The 21,445-nt window shown below is 61.0% G+C and carries 23 protein-coding genes; 11 read left to right on the top strand and 12 right to left on the bottom strand.

The genetic code is table 11. From position 1 onward, the window contains the following. Positions 1-140: 140 nt before the first annotated feature. From C4J85_RS06370 to pdeM, 9 genes are all read left to right on the top strand, one after another. Positions 141-1,145, top strand: a complete 1,005-nt coding sequence (locus C4J85_RS06370; protein WP_124409241.1) for a ligase-associated DNA damage response exonuclease — start codon at positions 141-143, stop codon at positions 1,143-1,145. Then, positions 1,142-2,776 carry an ATP-dependent DNA ligase gene (locus tag C4J85_RS06365; protein ID WP_124409240.1) on the top strand — a complete coding sequence of 545 codons (1,635 nt, stop codon included), beginning with the start codon at positions 1,142-1,144 and terminating at the stop codon, positions 2,774-2,776. Before C4J85_RS06370 ends, C4J85_RS06365 begins: the two co-directional genes overlap by 4 nt. Positions 2,777-3,086: 310 nt before the next feature. Next, complete coding sequence (locus C4J85_RS06360; RefSeq protein ID WP_122683522.1) at positions 3,087-3,866, top strand: transporter substrate-binding domain-containing protein; 780 nt, start codon at positions 3,087-3,089, stop codon at positions 3,864-3,866. A 57-nt stretch (positions 3,867-3,923) separates the two neighbouring features. After that, entirely contained in the window at positions 3,924-4,652 is a 729-nt protein-coding gene (locus C4J85_RS06355) for an ABC transporter permease (protein ID WP_124369896.1), read from the top strand. Further along, positions 4,649-5,359: an ABC transporter permease gene (locus tag C4J85_RS06350; protein WP_124361632.1), complete on the top strand. Its 711-nt coding sequence runs from the start codon at positions 4,649-4,651 to the stop codon at positions 5,357-5,359. Before C4J85_RS06355 ends, C4J85_RS06350 begins: the two co-directional genes overlap by 4 nt. A gap of 9 nt (positions 5,360-5,368) precedes the next feature. After that, positions 5,369-6,487, top strand: coding sequence for a succinylglutamate desuccinylase/aspartoacylase family protein (locus tag C4J85_RS06345; protein ID WP_124409239.1), 1,119 nt, complete (start codon positions 5,369-5,371; stop codon positions 6,485-6,487). A 13-nt stretch (positions 6,488-6,500) separates the two neighbouring features. Next, positions 6,501-7,265: an ABC transporter ATP-binding protein gene (locus C4J85_RS06340; RefSeq protein ID WP_065951958.1), complete on the top strand. Its 765-nt coding sequence runs from the start codon at positions 6,501-6,503 to the stop codon at positions 7,263-7,265. Positions 7,266-7,322: 57 nt separating this feature from the next. Then, positions 7,323-9,803 carry a ligase-associated DNA damage response DEXH box helicase gene (locus tag C4J85_RS06335; protein WP_124409238.1) on the top strand — a complete coding sequence of 827 codons (2,481 nt, stop codon included), beginning with the start codon at positions 7,323-7,325 and terminating at the stop codon, positions 9,801-9,803. Then, positions 9,803-10,453 (top strand): ligase-associated DNA damage response endonuclease PdeM, encoded by a 651-nt coding sequence (pdeM, locus tag C4J85_RS06330; protein WP_124409237.1) that lies wholly within the window; start codon positions 9,803-9,805, stop codon positions 10,451-10,453. The genes C4J85_RS06335 and pdeM overlap by 1 nt, the downstream gene beginning before the upstream one ends. A gap of 21 nt (positions 10,454-10,474) precedes the next feature. Here the strand turns inward: pdeM and C4J85_RS06325 are convergent, their stop codons facing one another. Together C4J85_RS06325 and dcd are read right to left on the bottom strand one after the other, a co-directional pair. Continuing rightward, complete coding sequence (locus C4J85_RS06325; protein ID WP_124366130.1) at positions 10,475-10,675, bottom strand: hypothetical protein; 201 nt, start codon at positions 10,673-10,675, stop codon at positions 10,475-10,477. A 108-nt stretch (positions 10,676-10,783) separates the two neighbouring features. After that, entirely contained in the window at positions 10,784-11,350 is a 567-nt protein-coding gene (dcd, locus tag C4J85_RS06320) for a dCTP deaminase (RefSeq protein WP_048719838.1), read from the bottom strand. Positions 11,351-11,737: 387 nt separating this feature from the next. Between dcd and C4J85_RS06315 the strand changes: the two genes are divergently transcribed. Then, the gene (locus tag C4J85_RS06315; protein WP_002554837.1) at positions 11,738-11,947 is read left to right on the top strand and encodes a cold-shock protein; all 210 of its coding nucleotides are present in this window, start codon (positions 11,738-11,740) and stop codon (positions 11,945-11,947) included. A gap of 238 nt (positions 11,948-12,185) precedes the next feature. Here C4J85_RS06315 and rpoS read toward each other — a convergent pair whose 3' ends face one another. The 8 genes from rpoS to C4J85_RS06275 form a co-directional block, all read right to left on the bottom strand. Further along, positions 12,186-13,193: an RNA polymerase sigma factor RpoS gene (rpoS, locus tag C4J85_RS06310; protein ID WP_124361628.1), complete on the bottom strand. Its 1,008-nt coding sequence runs from the start codon at positions 13,191-13,193 to the stop codon at positions 12,186-12,188. 105 nt (positions 13,194-13,298) lie between these two features. Continuing rightward, a complete protein-coding gene (locus tag C4J85_RS06305) occupies positions 13,299-14,135 on the bottom strand; it encodes a peptidoglycan DD-metalloendopeptidase family protein (protein ID WP_124409236.1) in 837 nt (278 codons plus the stop codon). A 209-nt stretch (positions 14,136-14,344) separates the two neighbouring features. After that, the gene (locus C4J85_RS06300; RefSeq protein WP_170827533.1) at positions 14,345-14,980 is read right to left on the bottom strand and encodes a protein-L-isoaspartate(D-aspartate) O-methyltransferase; all 636 of its coding nucleotides are present in this window, start codon (positions 14,978-14,980) and stop codon (positions 14,345-14,347) included. A 41-nt stretch (positions 14,981-15,021) separates the two neighbouring features. Further along, the gene (gene surE, locus C4J85_RS06295) at positions 15,022-15,771 is read right to left on the bottom strand and encodes a 5'/3'-nucleotidase SurE (RefSeq protein WP_124361626.1); all 750 of its coding nucleotides are present in this window, start codon (positions 15,769-15,771) and stop codon (positions 15,022-15,024) included. Further along, positions 15,759-16,817: a tRNA pseudouridine(13) synthase TruD gene (truD, locus tag C4J85_RS06290; RefSeq protein WP_124409235.1), complete on the bottom strand. Its 1,059-nt coding sequence runs from the start codon at positions 16,815-16,817 to the stop codon at positions 15,759-15,761. The genes surE and truD overlap by 13 nt, the downstream gene beginning before the upstream one ends. Continuing rightward, positions 16,814-17,287: a 2-C-methyl-D-erythritol 2,4-cyclodiphosphate synthase gene (gene ispF / locus C4J85_RS06285; RefSeq protein WP_012722614.1), complete on the bottom strand. Its 474-nt coding sequence runs from the start codon at positions 17,285-17,287 to the stop codon at positions 16,814-16,816. Before ispF ends, truD begins: the two co-directional genes overlap by 4 nt. A gap of 54 nt (positions 17,288-17,341) precedes the next feature. Further along, on the bottom strand, positions 17,342-18,187 hold the full coding sequence (fghA, locus tag C4J85_RS06280) for an S-formylglutathione hydrolase (protein WP_124406468.1): 846 nt from the start codon (positions 18,185-18,187) through the stop codon (positions 17,342-17,344). A gap of 8 nt (positions 18,188-18,195) precedes the next feature. Then, positions 18,196-19,308 carry an S-(hydroxymethyl)glutathione dehydrogenase/class III alcohol dehydrogenase gene (locus tag C4J85_RS06275; RefSeq protein ID WP_124369889.1) on the bottom strand — a complete coding sequence of 371 codons (1,113 nt, stop codon included), beginning with the start codon at positions 19,306-19,308 and terminating at the stop codon, positions 18,196-18,198. A 109-nt stretch (positions 19,309-19,417) separates the two neighbouring features. Here C4J85_RS06275 and C4J85_RS06270 point away from each other — a divergent pair, with 109 nt between their 5' ends. Further along, positions 19,418-20,314: a LysR substrate-binding domain-containing protein gene (locus C4J85_RS06270; RefSeq protein ID WP_124409234.1), complete on the top strand. Its 897-nt coding sequence runs from the start codon at positions 19,418-19,420 to the stop codon at positions 20,312-20,314. Positions 20,315-20,433: 119 nt separating this feature from the next. Here C4J85_RS06270 and ispD read toward each other — a convergent pair whose 3' ends face one another. Together ispD and ftsB are read right to left on the bottom strand one after the other, a co-directional pair. After that, on the bottom strand, positions 20,434-21,141 hold the full coding sequence (gene ispD, locus C4J85_RS06265; protein WP_124409233.1) for a 2-C-methyl-D-erythritol 4-phosphate cytidylyltransferase: 708 nt from the start codon (positions 21,139-21,141) through the stop codon (positions 20,434-20,436). After that, on the bottom strand, positions 21,138-21,416 hold the full coding sequence (gene ftsB / locus C4J85_RS06260; protein WP_057723188.1) for a cell division protein FtsB: 279 nt from the start codon (positions 21,414-21,416) through the stop codon (positions 21,138-21,140). The genes ispD and ftsB overlap by 4 nt, the downstream gene beginning before the upstream one ends. Positions 21,417-21,445 lie beyond the last annotated feature (29 nt).

Below are 21,445 nucleotides of genomic sequence, written 5' to 3'. Positions count from 1 at the left end.
AGTTCAGTCAATGAATGTGTTGCCTGTCACACCGCTATCGGGAGCAAGCCCCCTCCCACACTTGGACCCCACGCATTCAGATAGAACTTCTCTCACCGTCATATCCTCCTAAATGATAAGCCCATCTCCTCGGTCATCCCATGGACCTTGTCATTGCCCGACCCGAAGGCCTCTATTGTCCCGCCGGGGATTTCTACATCGACCCCTGGCGCCCGGTGGAACGCTCCGTCATCACCCATGCCCACGGCGACCATGCCCGCACCGGCAATCAACATTACCTGGCCGCCGCCCCCGGCGAAGGCATCCTGCGTTCGCGCCTGGGCCAGGACATCAACCTGCAAACCCTGGCCTACGGCGAACAGTTGGTGCACCACGGTGTGACCTTGAGTTTTCATCCGGCCGGGCATGTGTTGGGCTCGGCCCAGGTGCGCCTGGAATACCAGGGCGAAGTCTGGGTCGCGTCCGGCGACTACAAGGTCGAGCCCGATGGCACGTGCGCGCCGTTCGAACCGGTGCGCTGCCACACTTTTATTACCGAATCTACCTTTGGCCTGCCGATCTACCGCTGGCAGCCGCAGGCGCAGATTTTTGCCGGTATTAATGACTGGTGGCAGGCCAATATCGCTGCCGGCAAAGCCAGCGTGCTGTTCTGCTATTCCTTCGGCAAGGCCCAGCGCATTCTGCATGGCATCGATGCCAGCATCGGCCCGATCCTCAGCCATGGCGCCGTCGAGCCGTTGAACCGGGTGTACCGCGAAGCCGGGGTGTACATTCCGCAAACGCTGTACGCCGGCGACTTCAAAAAAAACGACCCGCTGCTGCGCCAGGCCTTGATCATCGCCCCGCCCTCCACCAGCGGCAGCACTTGGATACGGCGCTTTGGCGATTACAGCGACGCGTTCGCCAGCGGCTGGATGCGCCTACGCGGGACTCGGCGGCGGCGCGGGGTCGACCGTGGCTTTGTGCTGTCGGACCACGCCGATTGGCCCGGACTGTTGTGGGCCATCGAACAGACCGGCGCCGAACGGGTGATGGTCACCCACGGCTCGGTCGGCGTACTGGTGCGCCATCTGCGCGAAAAAGGCCTGGATGCCCAGGGGTTCAGCACCGAATATGGCGATGACGAAGAGGAGGCCAGCGCATGAAAGCCTTCGCCGAGCTGTACGCTAACCTCGACGCGACGACCTCCAGCAATGCCAAGCTCGCGGCGCTGCAAGACTACTTTCAGCAGGCACCGCCGGAGGATGCGGCATGGGCGGTGTACTTCCTCTCCGGCGGGCGGCCGCGGCAACTGGTACCGACCCGTCTGCTGAGGGATATGGCGACACAAGCGGCGAGCATCGAGCCGTGGTTGTTCGAAGAGAGTTACCAATCCGTCGGCGACCTGGCCGAGACGATTTCCCTGCTGCTACCCGAATCGACCTACACCTCCGAAGACGGCCTGGCGGTGTGGCTGGAAGAAAAACTGCTGCCGCTGCGCGGCCTTGCGCCCGCTGAACTGGCCGAACGCCTGCCTGCGCTGTGGGCGCAGCTGGATCAACCGAGCCTGATGGTGTGCATCAAGTTGATCACCGGCAGCTTTCGCGTGGGCGTGTCCAAGCTGCTGGTGACCCGCGCGCTTGCCGCCATGGCCGGGCTCGACAGCAAGCGCGTGGCGCAACGGCTGGTGGGCTACACCGACCTGTCCAATCGCCCTACGGCTGCGGGCTACCTCAAGTTGATCGCTGCCGAATCGTCCGACGAACATGCGCAACGTGGCGGTCAGCCCTATCCGTTTTTTCTCGCCCATGGCTTGGCGCAACCAGTGGAGCAGTTCGATGCCCTGCTCGGCTCCCCCGCCGACTGGCAGGTGGAATGGAAGTTTGATGGCATACGCGCGCAACTGGTCAAGCGTGAGGGGCGCCTGTGGGTGTGGTCGCGCGGCGAAGAGCTGGTGACCGAGCGTTTCCCCGAGCTGCACAGCCTGGTCAGTGGCTTGCCGGATGGCACGGTGATCGACGGTGAGATCGTGGTCTGGAAGGACGCGGTGCAACCCTTCGCCCTGCTGCAGCAGCGGATCGGCCGCAAAACCCTGAGTAAAAAAGTGCTGGAAGATGCGCCGGTGGCGGTGCTGGCCTACGACCTGCTGGAGCATCAGGGCGACGACTGGCGCAACCACACCCTGGCTGAACGGCGTGCGCAGCTCGAAAGCGTGATCGCAGCGTGTGACCAACCGGTGTTATTGCCCTCCCCGCTGCTTGAGGGGCCAACCTGGCAAGCGTTGGCCGAGCAGCGCGAAGCCTCCCGCAGCCTGGGTGTGGAAGGCATGATGCTCAAGGATCGCAAAGGCCTCTACGGCGTGGGCCGCACCAAGGATATGGGCCTGTGGTGGAAGTGGAAGGTCGACCCGTTCAGCGTCGACGCGGTGTTGATCTACGCTCAGCGCGGCCATGGCCGGCGCGCCAGCCTGTACAGCGATTACACCTTCGCGGTGTGGGACGGCCCGCCGGGCAGCGAGCGCACCCTGGTGCCGTTCGCCAAGGCCTATTCCGGGCTGACTGACGAAGAAATGCGCAAGGTCGACGCGATCGTGCGCAAAACCACGGTGGAAAAATTCGGCCCGGTCAGCAGCGTTACGCCGAGCATGGTGTTTGAGTTGGGTTTCGAAGGCATCGCCCTGTCCAAGCGGCATAAAAGCGGGATTGCGGTGCGGTTCCCACGGATGTTGCGTTGGCGCCAGGACAAACCGGTGGAGGAAGCCGACAATCTCGCCACGCTGCAGGATCTACTGACCTGACACAAATCAACTGTGGGAGGGGGCTTGCTCCCGATGGCGGTGTGTCAGTCACAGCATTTGTGTCTGATCCACCGCCATCGGGAGCAAGCCCCCTCCCACATTTAGATTTCCGTTCGATCTTAAATGGTGCACTACTCTATCAATGCCCACTAATGGGCATTTCCTACGCTCAAAAATCCCTCATCCCACCTTTTAAAACGATCATTCGGAACTATGGTGCAGAAATTGCTACTTGGGATCCGTCTGACACCGTTCAGTAACAGTCCTAAATGCGCCACAAGCGCTTATCTTGGTTTCCAGGGAATACATAATGAAAAAAGCATTGCTGACCCTTTCTGCACTGGCTCTGTGCATGGCTGCAGGTGTTGCAACCGCCAAGGAATACAAGGAATTGCGTTTCGGTGTCGATCCCTCCTACGCGCCGTTCGAATCCAAAGCCGCCGACGGCAGCCTGGTGGGCTTCGACATCGACCTGGGCAATGCCATCTGTGCAGAGCTGAAGGTCAAGTGCAAATGGGTTGAAAGCGATTTCGACGGCATGATTCCGGGCCTGAAAGCCAACAAGTTCGACGGTGTGATTTCGTCCATGACCGTGACCCCGGTACGTGAGAAGGCGATCGACTTCTCCAACGAGCTGTTCTCGGGGCCAACCTCGCTGGTGTTCAAGAAAGGCGCCGGGTACTCGACGCCTGAGTCGCTCAAGGGCAAAACCGTGGGCTACGAGCAGGGCACCATCCAGGAAGCCTACGCCAAGGCTGTGCTGGACAAGGCCGGCGTGACCACCAAGGCCTACGCCAACCAGGATCAGGTGTATGCGGACCTGACGTCCGGCCGTCTCGATGCCTCCGTGCAGGATATGCTGCAGGCTGAACTGGGTTTTCTGAAGTCCCCAGCCGGTGCTGGATACGAAGTCAGCGCAGCAATCGATGATCCGCTGCTGCCGTCGAAAACCGCGATCGGTATCAAAAAAGGTAACACTGAGCTCAAGGCTCTTTTGGATAAAGGTATCAAAGCGTTACACGATGATGGCACCTACGCCACTATTCAGAAGAAACACTTTGGCGATCTGAACCTGTACAGCGGCAAATAATGCCTGGGGCGCCCCTTTTTTGAAGGGGCGCTTTTTTATCGCCATAGGTCCTGATTTATGTTCGAAGATCTGTTGCAAACCCTCGGGCTGAGCGCGTTCAGCTTGAAGGGTTTCGGCCCGCTGTTGCTGCAAGGCACCTGGATGACCCTTAAATTGTCGGTGCTGTCCCTGGCCGTCAGCGTGTTGCTGGGCCTGCTCGGCGCCAGCGCGAAACTCTCCAGCCTGCCCTTCCTGCGTATCCCCGCCCAGCTCTACACCACCTTGATTCGCGGCGTACCCGACCTGGTGTTGATGCTATTGATTTTCTACAGCCTGCAAACCTGGCTGACCGGCCTGACCGACGTTATGGAATGGGAGTACATCGAGATCGACCCATTCAGCGCCGGGGTCATCACCTTGGGCTTTATCTACGGTGCCTATTTCACCGAGACTTTTCGGGGCGCGATTCTCGCCGTGCCCCGTGGCCAGCTGGAAGCCGCCACCGCCTACGGGCTCAAGCGCGGCCAACGGTTTCGCTACGTGACCTTCCCGCAGATGATGCGCTTTGCCCTGCCGGGCATCGGCAATAACTGGATGGTGATGCTCAAGGCCACCGCCCTGGTGTCGATCATCGGCCTGGCCGACCTGGTGAAAGCCGCCCAGGATGCCGGCAAGAGCACCTACCAACTGTTCTACTTCCTGGTGCTCGCCGCGCTGATCTACCTGTTGATCACCAGCGCGTCCAACTTCGTCCTGCGTCGTCTTGAACGGCGCTACGCCGCAGGCTCACGGGAGGCCGTGCGATGATCGAGCTTTTGCAGGAATACTGGCGCCCCTTCCTTTATAGCGACGGCCAGCACATCACCGGCCTGGCCATGACTATGTGGCTGCTCAGCGCGGCACTGGTGATTGGGTTTGTGGTGTCGATTCCACTGTCTATCGCCCGTGTCTCGCGCAGGCGCCTGGTGCGCTGGCCGGTGCAGTTCTACACCTACCTGTTTCGCGGCACGCCGCTCTACATTCAGTTGCTGATTTGCTACACAGGCATCTACAGCATCGCCGCCGTGCGCGCGCAACCGGTGCTCGATGCGTTCTTTCGCGATGCGATGAACTGCACGATCCTGGCCTTCGCCCTCAACACCTGCGCCTACACCACGGAAATTTTCGCCGGGGCGATCCGCAGCATGGCCCACGGCGAAGTCGAAGCGGCCAAGGCCTACGGGCTGAGCGGTTGGAAATTGTATGCCTATGTGATCATGCCGTCGGCGCTGCGCCGTTCGTTGCCTTACTACAGCAACGAGGTGATCCTGATGCTGCATTCGACCACCGTGGCGTTCACCGCCACCATCCCGGACATCCTCAAAGTCGCCAGGGACGCCAACTCGGCCACCTTCATGACCTTTCAATCGTTCGGCATCGCCGCCCTGATCTACCTGGCCGTGACCTTCGCCCTGGTCGGCCTGTTCCGATTGGCCGAACGCCGCTGGCTGGCCTTCCTCGGGCCGAGCCATTAAGGAGCTTTCATGCGTCATCAGCAACATGACCTGATTGCGCCGGTGCCTGGCACGGCGCGGCAGATTCACAGTTTCCATTTCGGCCCGGAACAGGCCGACCGCAAGATTTACATCCAATCGTCCCTGCATGCCGATGAACTGCCGGGCATGCTGGTGGCCTGGCACCTGAAGGCGCAGCTGGCGCAGTTGGAGGCTGCCGGGCGCATGCGCAGCGAAATCGTCGTGGTGCCGGTCGCCAATCCGGTGGGGCTGGAACAGGTGCTGATGGACATCCCCCTGGGCCGCTACGAGCTGGAAAGCGGGCAGAACTTCAATCGCCTGTTCGTCGACCTCAGCGACGCGGTCGGCGATCAGGTTGAAAACTCGCTGAGCGATGATCCCCAGCACAACGCCCGATTGATCCGCACCGCGTTATCCGACGCCCTCGCCGCGCAAACCGCATCGAGGCAATTGCAATCCCAGCGCCTGGTGCTGCAACGCCTGGCGTGCGATGCCGACATGGTGCTGGACCTGCATTGCGATTTCGAAGCGGTGGCGCACCTTTACACCACGCCCGAGGCCTGGCCGCAGGTGGAGCCGTTGGCGCGTTACCTGGGATCGGAGGCCAACCTGCTGGCCACCGACTCCGGCGGGCAGTCCTTTGATGAGTGTTTCACACTGGTGTGGTGGCAGTTGCGGCAACGCTTCGGCGCGCGCTTCCCCATCCCCCTGGGCAGTTTTTCCGTGACCGTCGAGTTGCGCGGCCAAGGCGACGTCAACCACGGCCTCGCGACCTTGGACTGCCAGGCGATCATCGATTACCTGATTCACTTCGGTGCGATTGAAGGCGACACGACGCCCCTGCCCGCGCTGCCCTACCCGGCCACGCCATTGGCGGGTGTGGAGCCGGTGACCACACCCGTGGGCGGCTTGCTGGTGTTCAGCGCCTTGCCGGGGGAATACCTGGAAGCAGGGCAACTGGTCGCCGAAATCATCGACCCCATCACTGACCGCGTAACGCCCGTGCACTGCCAGCATGCCGGCCTGCTTTACGCCCGTTCGCTACGCCGCATGGCCACTGCCGGGATGGTGATCAGTCATGTCGCCGGCACTGAGGCCTACCGCAGCGGCTACTTACTTTCGCCTTGAGGATGCACGCCCCATGTACAAATTGACCGTTGAAGGCCTGCATAAAAGCTATGGCGACAATGAGGTGCTCAAAGGTGTCTCGCTCAAGGCCAGGACCGGTGACGTGATCAGCCTGATCGGCGCCAGCGGCTCGGGCAAGAGCACCTTCCTGCGCTGCATCAACTTCCTGGAAACGCCCAACGACGGCGCCATGACCCTGGACGGACAAACCATCCGCATGGTCAGCGACCGCCACGGCATGCGCGTGGCCGACGATGCCGAGTTGCAGCGCTTGCGCACACGACTGGCGATGGTCTTCCAGCACTTCAACCTGTGGAGCCACATGAGCGTGCTGGAAAACATCACCATGGCGCCGCGCCGGGTGCTGGGGTGCAGCAAGAAAGACGCCGAAGACCGCGCCCGGCGCTACCTGGACAAAGTCGGCCTGCCCGCGCGGGTGGCCGATCAATACCCGGCATTCCTGTCTGGCGGCCAGCAGCAACGGGTAGCGATTGCCCGCGCGTTGGCGATGGAGCCCGAGGTGATGCTGTTCGACGAACCCACCTCGGCACTGGACCCGGAGTTGGTCGGTGAAGTATTGAAGGTGATCCAGGGCCTGGCCGAAGAAGGCCGCACCATGATCATGGTGACCCACGAAATGAGCTTTGCGCGCAAGGTTTCCAGCCAGGTACTGTTCCTGCATCAAGGCCGGGTGGAAGAGCAAGGTGCGCCGGCGGACGTGCTGGGCAATCCGAAGAGCGAGCGCCTGCAGCAGTTTTTGAGCGGCAACTTGAAGTAAACCTTTGTGACGCCTGGAGGGTCTGTGCAATAGAGCCTCCAGAGCGTCAGCTGCCGCATGGCAAAACCCGTCGACTTCGCAAAACAATGGTTTGCCACCCGTGGCTGGCGTGCGTTCGCATTCCAGAAAGAAGTGTGGAAGGCCGTCAAGGACGGTCAATCCGGCTTGCTGCATGCCAGTACCGGCGCGGGTAAAACCTACGCGCTGTGGTTCGCCGCCCTCAATCGTTTCGCCATCACGCGCCCGCCCGCTACCGGCAAGCGCAAGGCGCCGGCCGAACCACTGACCGTATTGTGGATCACACCGATGCGCGCCTTGGCCGCCGACACCGCGCGCGCCCTCGAGGCGCCGCTGGCGGCCTTGCAGATCCCCTGGAGCGTTGGCCTGCGCACGGGCGACACCAGCAGCGGCGAACGCGCCCGCCAGACCCGCCGCCAGCCCACTGTACTGATCACCACCCCGGAAAGCCTGACGCTGATGCTTGCGCGCGCCGACAGTGAGGTCAGCCTGGCGCATCTGCGCATGGTGGTGGTGGACGAATGGCATGAACTGATCGGCAATAAGCGCGGTGTGCAATTGCAACTGGCGTTGGCACGGCTGCGACGCTGGCACCCCGACTTGCTGGTCTGGGGCATTTCCGCGACCTTGGGTAATCAGGCCCACGCGCTGGATGTATTGGTCCCACAGGGTGGCGGGGTCAATGTGCAGGGGCAATCGCCCAAACAGTTGCTGGTTGACACACTGCTGCCTCCCATCGCCGAACGCTTTCCCTGGGCCGGCCATATCGGTTTGAAAATGCTCCCGCAAGTGGTAGCCGAAGTAGATGCCAGTAGCAGTTGCCTGGTGTTCACCAATACCCGGGCGCAGTCGGAAATCTGGTACCAGGCGCTGCTGGAGGCCAGGCCGGAGTGGGCCGGCCTGATTGCGCTGCATCACGGCTCGCTGTCGCGCGAGACCCGGGACTGGGTGGAACGTGCGCTCAAAGACGGCCAACTCAAGGCGGTGGTGTGCACCTCCAGCCTGGACCTGGGCGTAGATTTCCTGCCGGTGGAGCGGGTGTTGCAGATAGGCTCGGCCAAAGGTGTGGCGCGCCTGATGCAACGCGCCGGCCGCTCGGGGCATGCACCGGGACGGCCATCACGGGTGACCCTGGTACCGACCCACAGCCTGGAGCTGGTGGAAGCCGCCGCCGCAAAGGATGCGATTGCCCAGCGACGCATCGAAGCCCGCAAATCGCCCCATAAACCCCTGGATGTGCTGGTGCAACATCTGGTCAGCATGGCCCTGGGCGGCGGGTTTGTTCCCGATGCGCTGCTGGCGGAGGTCCGCGGGGCCTGGGCCTACCGCGATCTTACCGACGCCGATTGGACCTGGGCGCTGGCCTTTGTACGCCATGGCGGACTGTCGCTTACCGCCTACCCGGATTACCGCCGCGTAGAGCCCGACGAACAGGGCATCTGGCGCGTACCCGATGCACGACTGGCACGCCGCCATCGCATGAGCGTGGGCACCATTGTCAGCGATGCGAGTATGCACCTGAAGTACTGGAGCAAAGGCGGTGGCGGCAAAAACCTCGGCAGTGTCGAGGAAGGTTTTATTGCGCGACTCAAGCCGGGCGACGGCTTTCTGTTCGCCGGACGCCTGCTGGAGTTGGTGCGCGTGGAAAACATGACCGCGTACGTGCGCCGCAGCACCGCGAAAAAAGCCGCCGTGCCGCGCTGGAATGGCGGGCGCATGCCGCTTTCCAACGAGCTGGCGCAGGCAGTGATCGAGCGCTTCGACGCGGCGGCGCAGGGTCGTTTCGACGGCCCGGAGATGCAGGCGGTGCAGCCACTGCTGCTGACACAACTGCGTTGGTCCGGCCTGCCGACCCGTGATCACTTGCTGGCGGAGTTTCTCAAGTCGCGCGAAGGCTGGCACCTGTTTCTCTACCCCTTCGCCGGGCGTCAGGTGCATCTGGGGCTGGCGAGTCTGCTGGCGTGGCGCGTCAGCCGGCAGCAACCCGTGACCTTTTCCATTGCGGTCAATGATTATGGGTTGGAATTGCTGAGCGCCACCGAGGTGCACTGGCCCCAGTTGTTGACCGAGGCGCTGCTCAGCCCAGAGGATTTGCTCACGGACGTGGCAGCCAGCCTCAACGCCGGTGAACTGGCGTTGCGGCGCTTTCGCGAAATCGCACGCATCGCCGGGCTGGTGTTCGCCGGTTACCCCGGCGCGCCGAAAAGCACCCGGCAGGTGCAGGCCTCCAGCGGCCTGTTCTTCGAAGTGTTCAAACAATATGATCCGCACAACCTGCTGCTGACCCAGGCAGGGGAAGAAGTCCTGCGCAACGAACTGGACATTCAGCGCCTGGAAGAGACCTTGCTTCGCTTGTCGGCGCTGCAGCTGGACCTGCATCTGATCCAACGGCCAACCCCCCTGGCCTTTCCGCTGCTGGTGGAGCGAATGCGCGAAAGCCTGAGTTCGGAAAAACTCTCGGAGCGCATTGCGCGGATGGTCAAGGACCTGGAAAAAGTCGCGGACAGAGGGAAAGCTTGATGGTGTGTTCGGTAACGCTTGAGGGTGAGCAAGTATGGTTGCTGGCGGACAAGGCGATGTACTGGCCGGAGCATCAATACTTGCTGATCGCCGACGCTCACTTCGGCAAGGCCTCGGCCTACCGCAGCCTCGGGCAACCCGTGCCCCAGGGCACCACGAGCGAAAACCTGCAGCGCCTGGATCGGTTGCTGGCGGCCTTTGCCTGCGTTCGAGTAATCTTCCTCGGAGATTTTCTCCACGGCCCAGGCTCCCACGCCAGCGGCACCCTGGGCGCGCTCAGGGCCTGGCGAGCGCGCCACGCTGAGTTGCCGATCACGTTGATTCGCGGCAATCACGATCAACGAGCAGGCGACCCGCCTGCCGACCTGAACATCGAGGTGGTGACGGAGCCACTATTGATAGGGCCGTTCGCGCTACAGCACGAGCCGCACGCCCATCCCAGCCATCATGTGCTGGCCGGGCATGTCCATCCGGTGTATCGCTTGCGCGGCAAGGGCCGGCAAAGCCTGCGCCTGCCGTGCTTCCAGATTGGCAAGCGGGTCAGCCTGCTGCCGGCGTTTGGCGCCTTTACCGGCGGTTACGCAGTGGAGCTGGACGATGAGCGCCGAATCTTTGTGATCGGCGATCATGAGGTCTGGCCGGTTCAGTGACGCGCAGGCGTGTGTGCTGGATCAGGCAACAGGTGCGGGAGGCGGCTCATCCGGCAGGGTGGGCTCACCCGGTTCGGTAGGCTGCTGCGGATAGTCCGGGTCAGGTTGGCCGGGGATGCCGCCCGCATAAGCAGGGTCGGCCATCAAGGACCAGGCCAGAACACCAATCTGGTTGGGTTCAAGCCGGGCAAGTTCTGCGCTGATTCGCGGGTTGATCTTCATAGGGCACTCCTCAAGCGTGGCTCGACGCGTTTTACACGCGCCGAAGCAGTACACCTAGATAGAGTCAATTTCCGCAGACTAATTCCCTTTACCCGTAGGAGCTTTCGATCAAGCGCGTGGGAGCGTGACGCCACGCTGGCCCTGATACTTGCCGGCACGGTCCTTATAGGACACTTCGCACGCCTCGTCGGACTGCAGGAACAGCATTTGCGCCACGCCTTCGTTGGCGTAGATTTTCGCTGGCAAGGTGGTGGTGTTGGAGAACTCCAGGGTCACATGGCCTTCCCACTCGGGTTCCAGCGGGGTCACGTTGACGATGATGCCGCAACGGGCGTAGGTGCTTTTACCCAGGCAGATGGTCAATACGTCACGCGGGATACGGAAGAACTCCACGGTGCGGGCCAGGGCGAAGGAGTTTGGCGGGATGATGCAAACATCGCTCTTGACGTCGACGAAGCTTTTTTCGTCGAAGTTCTTCGGATCGACGATCGCCGAGTTGATATTGGTGAACACCTTGAATTCATCGGCGCAGCGCACATCGTAGCCATAGCTGGAGACTCCGTACGAAATCACGCGCGCGTCGCCTTCACCACGGATCTGGCGCTCGACGAACGGTTCGATCATGCCGTGTTCCTGCGCCATGCGGCGAATCCACTTGTCCGATTTGATGCTCATGGCGGTGTCCTGAATGCGAGGTGAAAAAATTCTGTGGGGCATCTTACCGGGGCCGGCTGTGGGGTTCAAAGGGCGCAGGACTTTTAATGACGAATGCACCGGCCTCCATTACCCGCAGCCAACGGGGCCGGGGCTCTTGGCGCGACTTTCGGGGACAATAAATACCACCGCCAGTCACGAAAATAGAGAAACCTTCGGAAATACCATTGGCACGTTCCGGAAAAAGGGTTAAGGTGGCGTCACTGTGTTGCTTGTGTCACTGAGAATCTCTACACGATATGTTGAATTTCGATCCAACCATCTCCAAGAATTTTTCCTGCTCTTTGCACTCAGTCTCGGCCAGGGCTTTTCCTGAGTCGCAGTTAACTTTGTTCAAGGAGTTACACCATGTCTAATCGCCAAACTGGTACCGTTAAGTGGTTCAACGATGAAAAAGGCTTCGGCTTCATCACTCCACAATCCGGTGACGACCTGTTCGTTCACTTCAAAGCTATCCAATCCGACGGCTTCAAAAGCCTGAAAGAAGGCCAACAGGTTTCTTTCATCGCTACCCGCGGTCAGAAAGGCATGCAAGCTGAAGAAGTTCAAGTTATCTAACTTGTACTGACTTAGTCGAAAAGACCCCGCCCTTAAAAGCGGGGTTTTTTTATGCCGATCGTTCCCACGCTCTGCGTGGAAATGACTCTTGTGACGCTCTGCGTTACGCCATGGGACGCAGAGCGTCCTGGTGCTGCATTCCCACGCGGAGCGTGGGAATGATCAGCAAACGATGGGCATAAAAAATGTGGGAGGGGGCTTATACCCCCTCCCACATTCGACATTCAAGCAGCGTTGTTTATTGAAACAACGACTCACTCGACAAGCCGTTCTTCTCGAGGATCTCGCGCAAGCGCTTGAGCCCCTCTACTTGAATCTGCCGAACCCGCTCACGGGTCAGGCCGATCTCCAGGCCTACGTCCTCCAGGGTGCTGCTCTCATGGCCGCGCAGGCCGAAGCGGCGGATCACCACCTCGCGCTGCTTATCGGTGAGTTCCGACAACCACTGGTCGATGCTTTGGGACAGATCATCATCCTGCAACAGCTCGCACGGATCTGTCGGGCGATCATCTGTCAGGGTGTCCAGCAGGGTTTTATCCGAATCCGGACCCAGCGAGACATCGACCGAAGACACCCGCTCATTCAGGCCGAGCATGCGCTTGACCTCCCCTACCGGTTTTTCCAGCAGGTTGGCGATTTCTTCGGGCGAAGGTTCATGATCGAGTTTTTGTGTCAGCTCACGCGCTGCCCGCAGGTACACGTTGAGCTCCTTGACCACATGGATCGGCAACCGGATCGTACGGGTCTGATTCATGATCGCCCGTTCGATGGTCTGGCGAATCCACCAGGTGGCATAAGTCGAGAAGCGAAAGCCCCGCTCAGGGTCGAACTTCTCCACCGCCCGGATCAAGCCCAGGTTGCCTTCCTCGATCAAGTCCAGCAGCGACAATCCGCGATTGACGTAGCGTCGGGCGATTTTAACCACCAGGCGCAGGTTGCTTTCAATCATGCGTTTGCGCCCAGCCGGATCGCCCTTCTGCGACAGACGCGCAAAATGGACTTCTTCTTCGGGGGTGAGCAGAGGGGAAAAGCCGATTTCATTGAGGTACAACTGGGTCGCGTCGAGCGCCCGCGTGTAATCAATGTACTTGTGTTGCTTTAACGCGGAGGAGTTTTTGGATTTGGTGCGAACTGAGGGTGGTGATGCCCCCTCATTATCTGACATCGGTTCCGTAGCGATACCGGTCTCCATAAGGAGAACCTCATCGTCGATGTCAAACTCCGGCGCTTCTTTACTGAGAGCCATTGTTATAGTCCTTTGGTGAGTTCGACCTCAAGCTCAAGCGACGCCTTTATCCTTGGCAACGCTGGAGCCTGTTCCTTCTACGTGAGGGAACAGGCTGGCAACACATCAACGACGGGGTAGGAATTGCAGTGGGTCTACAGGTTTCCCCTGGCGGCGAATCTCAAAGTGCAGTTTCACCCGGTCTGTACCCGTTGAACCCATTTCGGCAATTGTCTGTCCGACCTTGACCTGCTGCCCCTCCCGAACCAACAACCTGCGGTTATGACCGTAGGCACTGACGTAGGTATCGCTGTGTTTGATGATGACCAGCTCGCCGTAGCCCCGTAGACCACTCCCGGCGTACACCACTGTCCCATCAGACGCAGCCAAAACAGGCTGTCCCAAATCCCCGGCGATATCAATGCCTTTATTCAAACTGCCGTTTGAAGAGAATTTTCCAATTAATACGCCGTTTGAAGGCCATCCCCAACCGGTCGGCGCGGGCCCTGCAGGTGGCAACGGCGCGGGTGCCGGCTTGCTCGCCACCGAAGGTGCGGCGGTACCTGCAGGCCTGGTGATAACCGTGGTTTTGCTCGAAGAAGAAGCCGAAGATCCCGACTTTGTCACAACTGCCGTGGGCGCCGAACCGGCGCGGCCATCGAAGCGAATCGTCTGCCCCGGATGAATCGTATAGGGCACGGGAATGTTGTTACGAGCTGCGAGCGCCTTGTAATCCCAACCATAACGGAAGGCGATCGAGAACAGCGTATCGCCCTTGCGCACGACGTATTGGCCGGTGGTCACCGTCGGCTTCTGCGGTGCCGCATTGGTGCGGTCAACTACCCACGCACCGCCGGATGGCGTGCTCGAGCAGGCTGCCAGTAAGGAACTCAAGACAAGGCCAAGCACCAGTCGCTGAAAGCTTGTTTTACTCATTCGCTGCGCAGGACCTGTGAGACTCACCCGCCGCTCCCTTTGTGGTGGCTGAACGTTAACGCCTGTATCAGGCTTGAAAGATGACGCAAGTATAACTGGGCATTGGCTTTTTACCGGCACACGAGTGAAACGAAAACTTCATCATGTTTAACTCCGGCGCCTTCCCTCGTTGAATCTATAGACCCCGCTGTAAGACACATCTGCGCCTGTGGAATTCACTGCCTGGAAATAAATGATCAGGCCAGCGGGCCGTTGAGCAGCGGCACGAAGCGCACAGCCCCGAGCACATGCCGGGAAAAGCCATCGTCCTCGCGAATAATGAGCATCAATTGTTGCACTTCGCCGGAGCCCACCGGGATGACCAGCCGGCCGCCGGGCGCCAGTTGATCGAGCAGCGCTTGCGGCACATCGGTGGCCACCGCAGTGACAATGATGCCGTTATAGGGCGCCAATGCCGGCCAGCCTTCCCAGCCATCGCCCCAACGAAACACTACGTTACGCAGGTTCAGCTCCACCAGGCGCTCTTTGGCGCGGTCCTGCAGCACCTTGATGCGCTCGACCGAGAACACCCGTTCGACCAACTGAGACAACACGGCGGTCTGATAGCCGGAGCCGGTGCCGATTTCCAGCACCTTGTCCAACGGCCCGGCGGCCAGCAACAGCTCGCTCATGCGGGCGACCATATAAGGCTGGGAGATGGTCTGGTTGTGGCCGATCGGCAACGCCGTGTCTTCGTAGGCGCGGTGCGCCAGGGCTTCGTCGACAAACAGGTGCCGAGGCGTGCGCCGGATCACTTCCAGCACCTGCGCATTGGACAAGCCTTCTTCGTACAGACGCTGGATCAAACGCTCGCGCGTGCGCTGGGAAGTCATCCCGATGCCACGGCGCAGCAAGTCGTCTTGTTCACGAGCCATCAGCGCAGTCCCTCCAGCCAGCCATCAAGTCCACTGAAGGCATCACTGAAGGTGCGATCGAATTGCAACGGGGTAATCGATACATAGCCTTGCATCACCGCATGAAAGTCCGTGCCCTCGCCACCATCCTCGGCATCGCCGGCCGCGGCGATCCAATAGCCTTCCTTGCCACGCGGGTCGACCACCTTCAAGGGTGCCGCCGCACGGGCACGGTGCCCCAGCCGCGTCAGCTGGATACCGCGAATATGGTCAAGAGGCAGGTTGGGGATATTGACGTTAAGCACAGTGCGCGGCGGCAGGTTCAGGGACGCGTGCGCTTGCACCAACTTGCGCGCGTAGTACGCCGCCGTCGCCAGGTTATCCAGTTGCCGTGAGGCGAAGGAAAAGGCGAACCCGATACCGCCGAGAAAACGCCCTTCAAGGGCGGCCGCCACGGTGCCGGAATACAGCACGTCATCGCCCAGGTTCGCGCCCAGGTTGATGCCCGACACCACCAGGTCCGGCGCGTGCTCCAACAAGCTGTTGATCGCCAGATGTACGCAGTCGGTGGGGGTGCCGTTCACGCTGATAAAGCCATTGGCCAGCACCTTGGGGTGCAACGGACGGTCGAGCGTCAGCGAACTGCTGGCGCCGCTCTTGTCCTGGTCGGGGGCCACCACCACGCATTCGGCGTAATCCGCCAGCGCAGCATGAAGCGCGGCGAGGCCGGGTGCGGTGGCACCGTCATCGTTTGATATCAGAATACGCATGGGTTGTCCGTCGGCCCCACCGGCACTAGATCAACGAGTTCGCGCACCAATACAGTGGCGAAGCATCCAGCCGGCAGGACGAATTCCAATTGCAGAATGTCAGGCCCGGGATAATGCCACGTCAACCCGCCAATGGGCAGCCGCAGAATGCGACGTTCTTGGCTCATTCCCGCATTCACCAGCCAATCACGCAGGTCAGCTTCTGCGGCGGCGACAGATTGTTCCAATTCATAGGTACGACCTTTCGCCGGAGACTCGCCCTCCCCCCACTGCGGGCCGGTGGGATGCAGGTCGAGGATCGCCAGGCGCGGGTCGCTGCATTCAGCCTCCCCGGCCGGGAAAAAGCTGCGGCTGTCGGTGAAGGCCAGCAAGTCGCCGACTTGGGCGCGCTGCCAGGAGCCGTCGGCGACACGCGCCGCCAACACTTTGTTGAACAGCAAGCTACGGGCGGTGGACAGCAACCGCGAACGCACATTGCGCTGTTCCGGCAAGGCCTTGCGAGCCGCCCAGTCACGGGCATCGACGACATTGCCGCCATTATGGCCAAAGCGCTGGGCACCGAAATAGTTGGGAATACCGTGCTGGGCAATCTGTTGCAGACGCGCGTCGATGGCGGCGGTATCACCCTTCAACTGGGTCAGGCGCAAGGTAAAGCCGTTGGCCGCATGGGCGCCGCGCTGCAGCTTGCGTTGGTGCCGGGCGGTTTTCAGGATCCGGAGGGTGTCGTTCTCGGCGGCACGCATGTCCGGGTCGGCCTTGCCGGGCAATTGCACGCTGAACCACTGGCGGGTCAATGCCTGGCGATCCTTGAGCCCGGCATAGCTGACGGTGCGCAAAGGCACGCCAGCCGCCTTGGCGATACGCCGCGCCGCTTCCTCGGTATTCAGGCCGCGCTTCTCCACCCACAACCACAGGTGCTCGCCTTCGCCGGTCAGCGGGATGTCGAGCACTTCGTCCACCTGAAAATCTTCGGCAGTGGCCTTCAGGACCGCGCTGCCCAACGCTTCGCCATAGGCACGCGGGCCCAGCAACTCAAGTTCGTTCATGCGCGCAGCAACAAGGCGACGGAGTGCACGGCGATGCCCTCTTCACGACCGGTAAACCCGAGCTTTTCGGTGGTGGTGGCTTTCACGTTGACTTGGTCCAATTCTATTTGCAGGTCTGCGGCAATCAGGGCGCGCATCGATTCGATATGCGGGGCCATTTTCGGCGCCTGGGCCACGATGGTGTTATCGACGTTGCCGACCTTCCAGCCTTTGGCGTGGATCAAGCCGACGACATGGCGCAGCAGCACGCGACTGTCGGCGCCCTTGAAGGTGGGATCGGTGTCCGGAAAGTGCTTGCCGATATCACCTAACGCCGCTGCGCCGAGCAATGCATCGCTCAAGGCGTGCAAGACGACGTCGCCGTCAGAATGAGCCAGCAGCCCATGGTGGTGTGCGATACGCACGCCGCCCAAGGTGATGAAATCGCCTTCAGCGAAACGGTGCACATCGTAGCCGTGGCCAATACGCATAAAAAAACGCCCCGATTTAATTCAGGGCGTGATTCTACCTACTTTTGCCTCACATTAACCGAGCAAAGCACGACCATGATGGCGCAAATGGTCATCGATGAAGCTGGCGATAAAGAAGTAGCTGTGGTCGTAGCCGGGTTGCAGCCGCAGTTCCAGCGGATGACCGGCCGCCTTGGCGGCTTGCTGCAAGGCCTCGGGCTTGAGCTGCACGGTGAGGAAATCGTCGCGATCGCCCTGGTCCACCAACAGCGGCAACTGTTCCGACGCTTCGCTTATCAGCACGCAGGCATCCCATTCGCGCCACTTCGAGCGCTCTTCTCCCAGGTAACGGGAGAAGGCTTTCTGGCCCCAGGGGCAGTCCATCGGATTGTTGATCGGCGAAAACGCCGACACGCTCTGGTAACGCCCAGGGTTGCGCAGCGCGCAGACCAACGCACCGTGGCCGCCCATCGAGTGGCCGCTGATGCCCCGCTTGTCTGACGCCGGGAAATGCGCCTCCACCAACTCCGGCAATTCCTGCACCACATAGTCATGCATCCGATAATGCCTGGCCCAGGGTTCCTGGGTGGCGTTCAGATAGAACCCGGCGCCCAGGCCAAAGTCCCAGGCGCTATCCGGGTCATCCGGCACACCGGGGCCGCGCGGGCTGGTATCCGGCGCCACGATGATCAAGCCCAGCTCGGCGGCCATGCGATGGGCACCGGCCTTTTGCATGAAGTTCTCGTCGGTGCAGGTCAGCCCGGACAGCCAATACAACACCGGTAGCTTGCCGCCCTGCTCCGCCTGCGGCGGCAGGTAGACGGCGAAGGTCATGTCGCAATCAAGCACAGCGGAATGATGCTTATAGCGTTTATGCCAGCCGCCGAAGCTTTTCTGGCAGGACAGGTTTTCCAGACTCATGGCCGACCTCAGAAATGGATGACGGTACGAATGCTTTTGCCTTCATGCATCAGGTCAAACGCTTTGTTGATGTCTTCCAGGCCCATGGTGTGGGTGATGAAGGTATCCAGCGGGATCTCGCCGGTCTGGGCCATTTCCACGTAGCTTGGCAATTCTGTACGCCCGCGTACGCCGCCGAAGGCCGAGCCGCGCCAGACGCGACCGGTCACCAGTTGGAACGGACGGGTGGCGATTTCCTGGCCGGCACCGGCCACGCCAATGATCACCGACTCGCCCCAGCCTTTATGGCAGCACTCCAGGGCCGCACGCATCAGTTGGACATTGCCGATGCACTCGAAGGAAAAGTCCACGCCGCCATCGGTCAAATCGACAATCACGTCCTGGATCGGGCGGTCATAGTCTTTCGGGTTGATGCAGTCGGTCGCGCCCAGTTGCTTGGCGATTTCGAACTTGGCCGGGTTGATGTCGACGGCAATGATGCGGCCAGCCTTTGCTTTCACCGCGCCAATCACCGCCGACAGACCGATACCGCCCAGACCGAAGATGGCCACGGTGTCACCCGGCTTGACCTTGGCGGTGTTGATCACCGCGCCGATACCGGTGGTAACGCCACAGCCCAGCAGGCAGACCTTTTCCAGCGGCGCTTCTTTAGGAATCTTGGCGACGGAGATTTCCGGCAGCACGGTGTACTCGGAGAAGGTCGAGGTACCCATGTAGTGGAAAATCGGCTGGCCCTTGTAGGAGAAACGCGTAGTGCCGTCAGGCATCAAGCCCTTGCCCTGGGTGGAACGGATGGCCTGGCACAGGTTGGTCTTGCCGGACAGGCAGAATTTGCATTGACCGCATTCCGGGGTGTACAGCGGGATCACATGGTCGCCGACGGCCACCGAGGTTACGCCTTCGCCAATGGCCTCGACCACGGCACCGCCTTCATGGCCAAGGATCGACGGGAAGATCCCTTCCGGGTCTGCGCCTGAAAGCGTGTAGGCGTCGGTATGGCACACGCCGGACGCGACCACGCGCAACAGCACTTCGCCCGCCTTGGGCATGGCGACATCGACTTCCACAATCTCAAGGGGTTTCTTGGCTTCGAAGGCTACGGCGGCGCGGGACTTGATCATCCGGGGTTTCTCCATGGAGTAAAAGTTGATTGGACCAGTGTAAAACATGGCTGATTGATTAATAATCCAGGTAAAAGCAAAACATTATTGCTGTATAGGGACAATGGTCATGCTGGAAAATCGCTGGGAAGGCATTGATGAGTTCGTCGCCGTGGCCGAGTGCAGCCAATTCACGGCGGCGGCCGAGCGCCTGGGGGTATCGTCGTCCCATATCAGCCGCCAGGTGGCGCGCCTGGAAGAACGACTGCAAACCCGCCTGCTGTATCGCAGTACGCGCAAAGTGACGCTGACCGAAGCGGGCCAGACGTTCCTGCAACATTGCCAGCGCTTGCAGGACGGTCGCGAAGAAGCCCTGCGCGCCGTGGGTGACCTGGCCAGCGAACCCAAGGGCATGTTGCGCATGACCTGCGCCGTGGCCTATGGCGAACGCTTTATCGTGCCGCTGGTAACAGCGTTCATGGCGCTCTATCCACAGTTGCGCGTCGATATCGAGCTGAGCAACCGCCCGCTGGACCTGGTGCACGAGGGCCTCGACCTGGCGATTCGCCTCGGGCGCCTGCAAGACTCACGCATGGTTGCCAGCCGCCTGGCTGCGCGACGCATGTATTTGTGTGCGTCACCTTCCTACTTGGCCCGGTATGGTCGACCACACAGTTTGTCGGAATTGAGTCGGCACAACTGCCTGATCGGCAGTTCGGATATCTGGCAACTGGCCCAGGACGGCCGCGAATTTTCCCAGCGGGTGCAGGGCAACTGGCGCTGCAACAGTGGGCAGGCGGTGCTGGACGCTGCGCTGCAAGGCATGGGGCTGTGCCAGTTGCCGGACTATTACGTGCTGGAGCACTTGCACAGTGGCGCGCTGGTGTCGCTGCTGGAGGCGCATCAGCCGCCGAATACGGCGGTGTGGGCGTTGTATCCGCAGCAGCGGCATTTATCGCCGAAGGTCAGGAAGTTGGTGGATTTCTTGAAGGAGGGGTTGGCTGGGAGGCCGGAGTACAGCGGGTGATTATTTGTTGCCTGACCAGGCCGCATCGGGGGGCAAGCCCCCTCCCACATTTTGATCTGTGAACCCAATCAAATGTGGGAGCTGGCTTGCCTGCGATGAAGTCGACGCGGTGCGCCTGACTACCTGCGGTTAACCCAGCGCAACCGCAGCCACTCAAGATCTTCCGGCCGCGTCACCTTGATGTTGTCCGAACGCCCTTCGATCAGGCGTGGTGCCTGGCCGGACCATTCCATGGCCGAGGCTTCATCGGTGATCACCGCATCGGCCACCAGGCTGTCCGCCAAGGCGCGGTGCAAGGCGCCCAGGCGGAACATCTGGGGCGTAAAGGCCTGCCAGATCAGGCTACGATCAACGGTCTCGACGACACGGCCGTGTTTGTCGACGCGCTTGAGGGTGTCACGGGCCGGCACGGCCAGCAGGCCACCCACGGGATCGTCAGCCAGTTCACCCAATAGCTTGTCGAGATCATCACGGCTCAGATTGGGCCGCGCTGCATCGTGCACCAGCACCCAATCTTCATCACGGGCGCCCAGAGCATTGAGCTGCAGCAGCGCATTGAGCACGGAACCTGAGCGCTCCGATCCGCCATCCGCACGCTGAATACGCGGGTCGGCGGCACACGCCAGGGTGGGCCAGTAGGGGTCATCAGCCGCAAGACTGACCACCAGCCCTTGCAACGCAGGGTGGTCAAGGAAACAGCCAAGGCTGTGTTCGAGAATGGTGCGCCCGCCCAGATGCAGATACTGCTTGGGACGGTCGGCGGCCATACGGGCACCAACACCCGCGGCCGGAATCACGGCCCAGAAGGCCGGTAACTCGGTGTTCATTGGGCCAACTGGTAGAGGGTTTCGCCCTCCTTGACCATGCCCAGTTCATGACGCGCCCGCTCTTCGACGGTCTCCGTGCCTTTTTTCAGCTCAAGCACTTCGGCATCAAGCACGCGGTTGCGCTCCAGCAGACGTTCGTTTTCGGCGTGCTGGTCGGCAATTTGCTGGGTCAGCTCTTCCACCTGCGCAAAGCTGCCGTTACCGACCCATAGGCGGTACTGCAGGCCAGCCAGCAACAAGAGCAAGACGAGGAACAACCAATTGGGACTGCGCATCGAAATCCGGGTATCCAGTGAAAAAAGAC

Origin of the sequence: Pseudomonas sp. R4-34-07, from assembly GCF_003852375.1 — a bacterium.
Classification (GTDB): Bacteria; Pseudomonadota; Gammaproteobacteria; order Pseudomonadales; family Pseudomonadaceae; genus Aquipseudomonas.
Note: the sequence above shows the minus strand (reverse complement) of the source record. Positions and strands in the feature narration are given on the sequence as shown.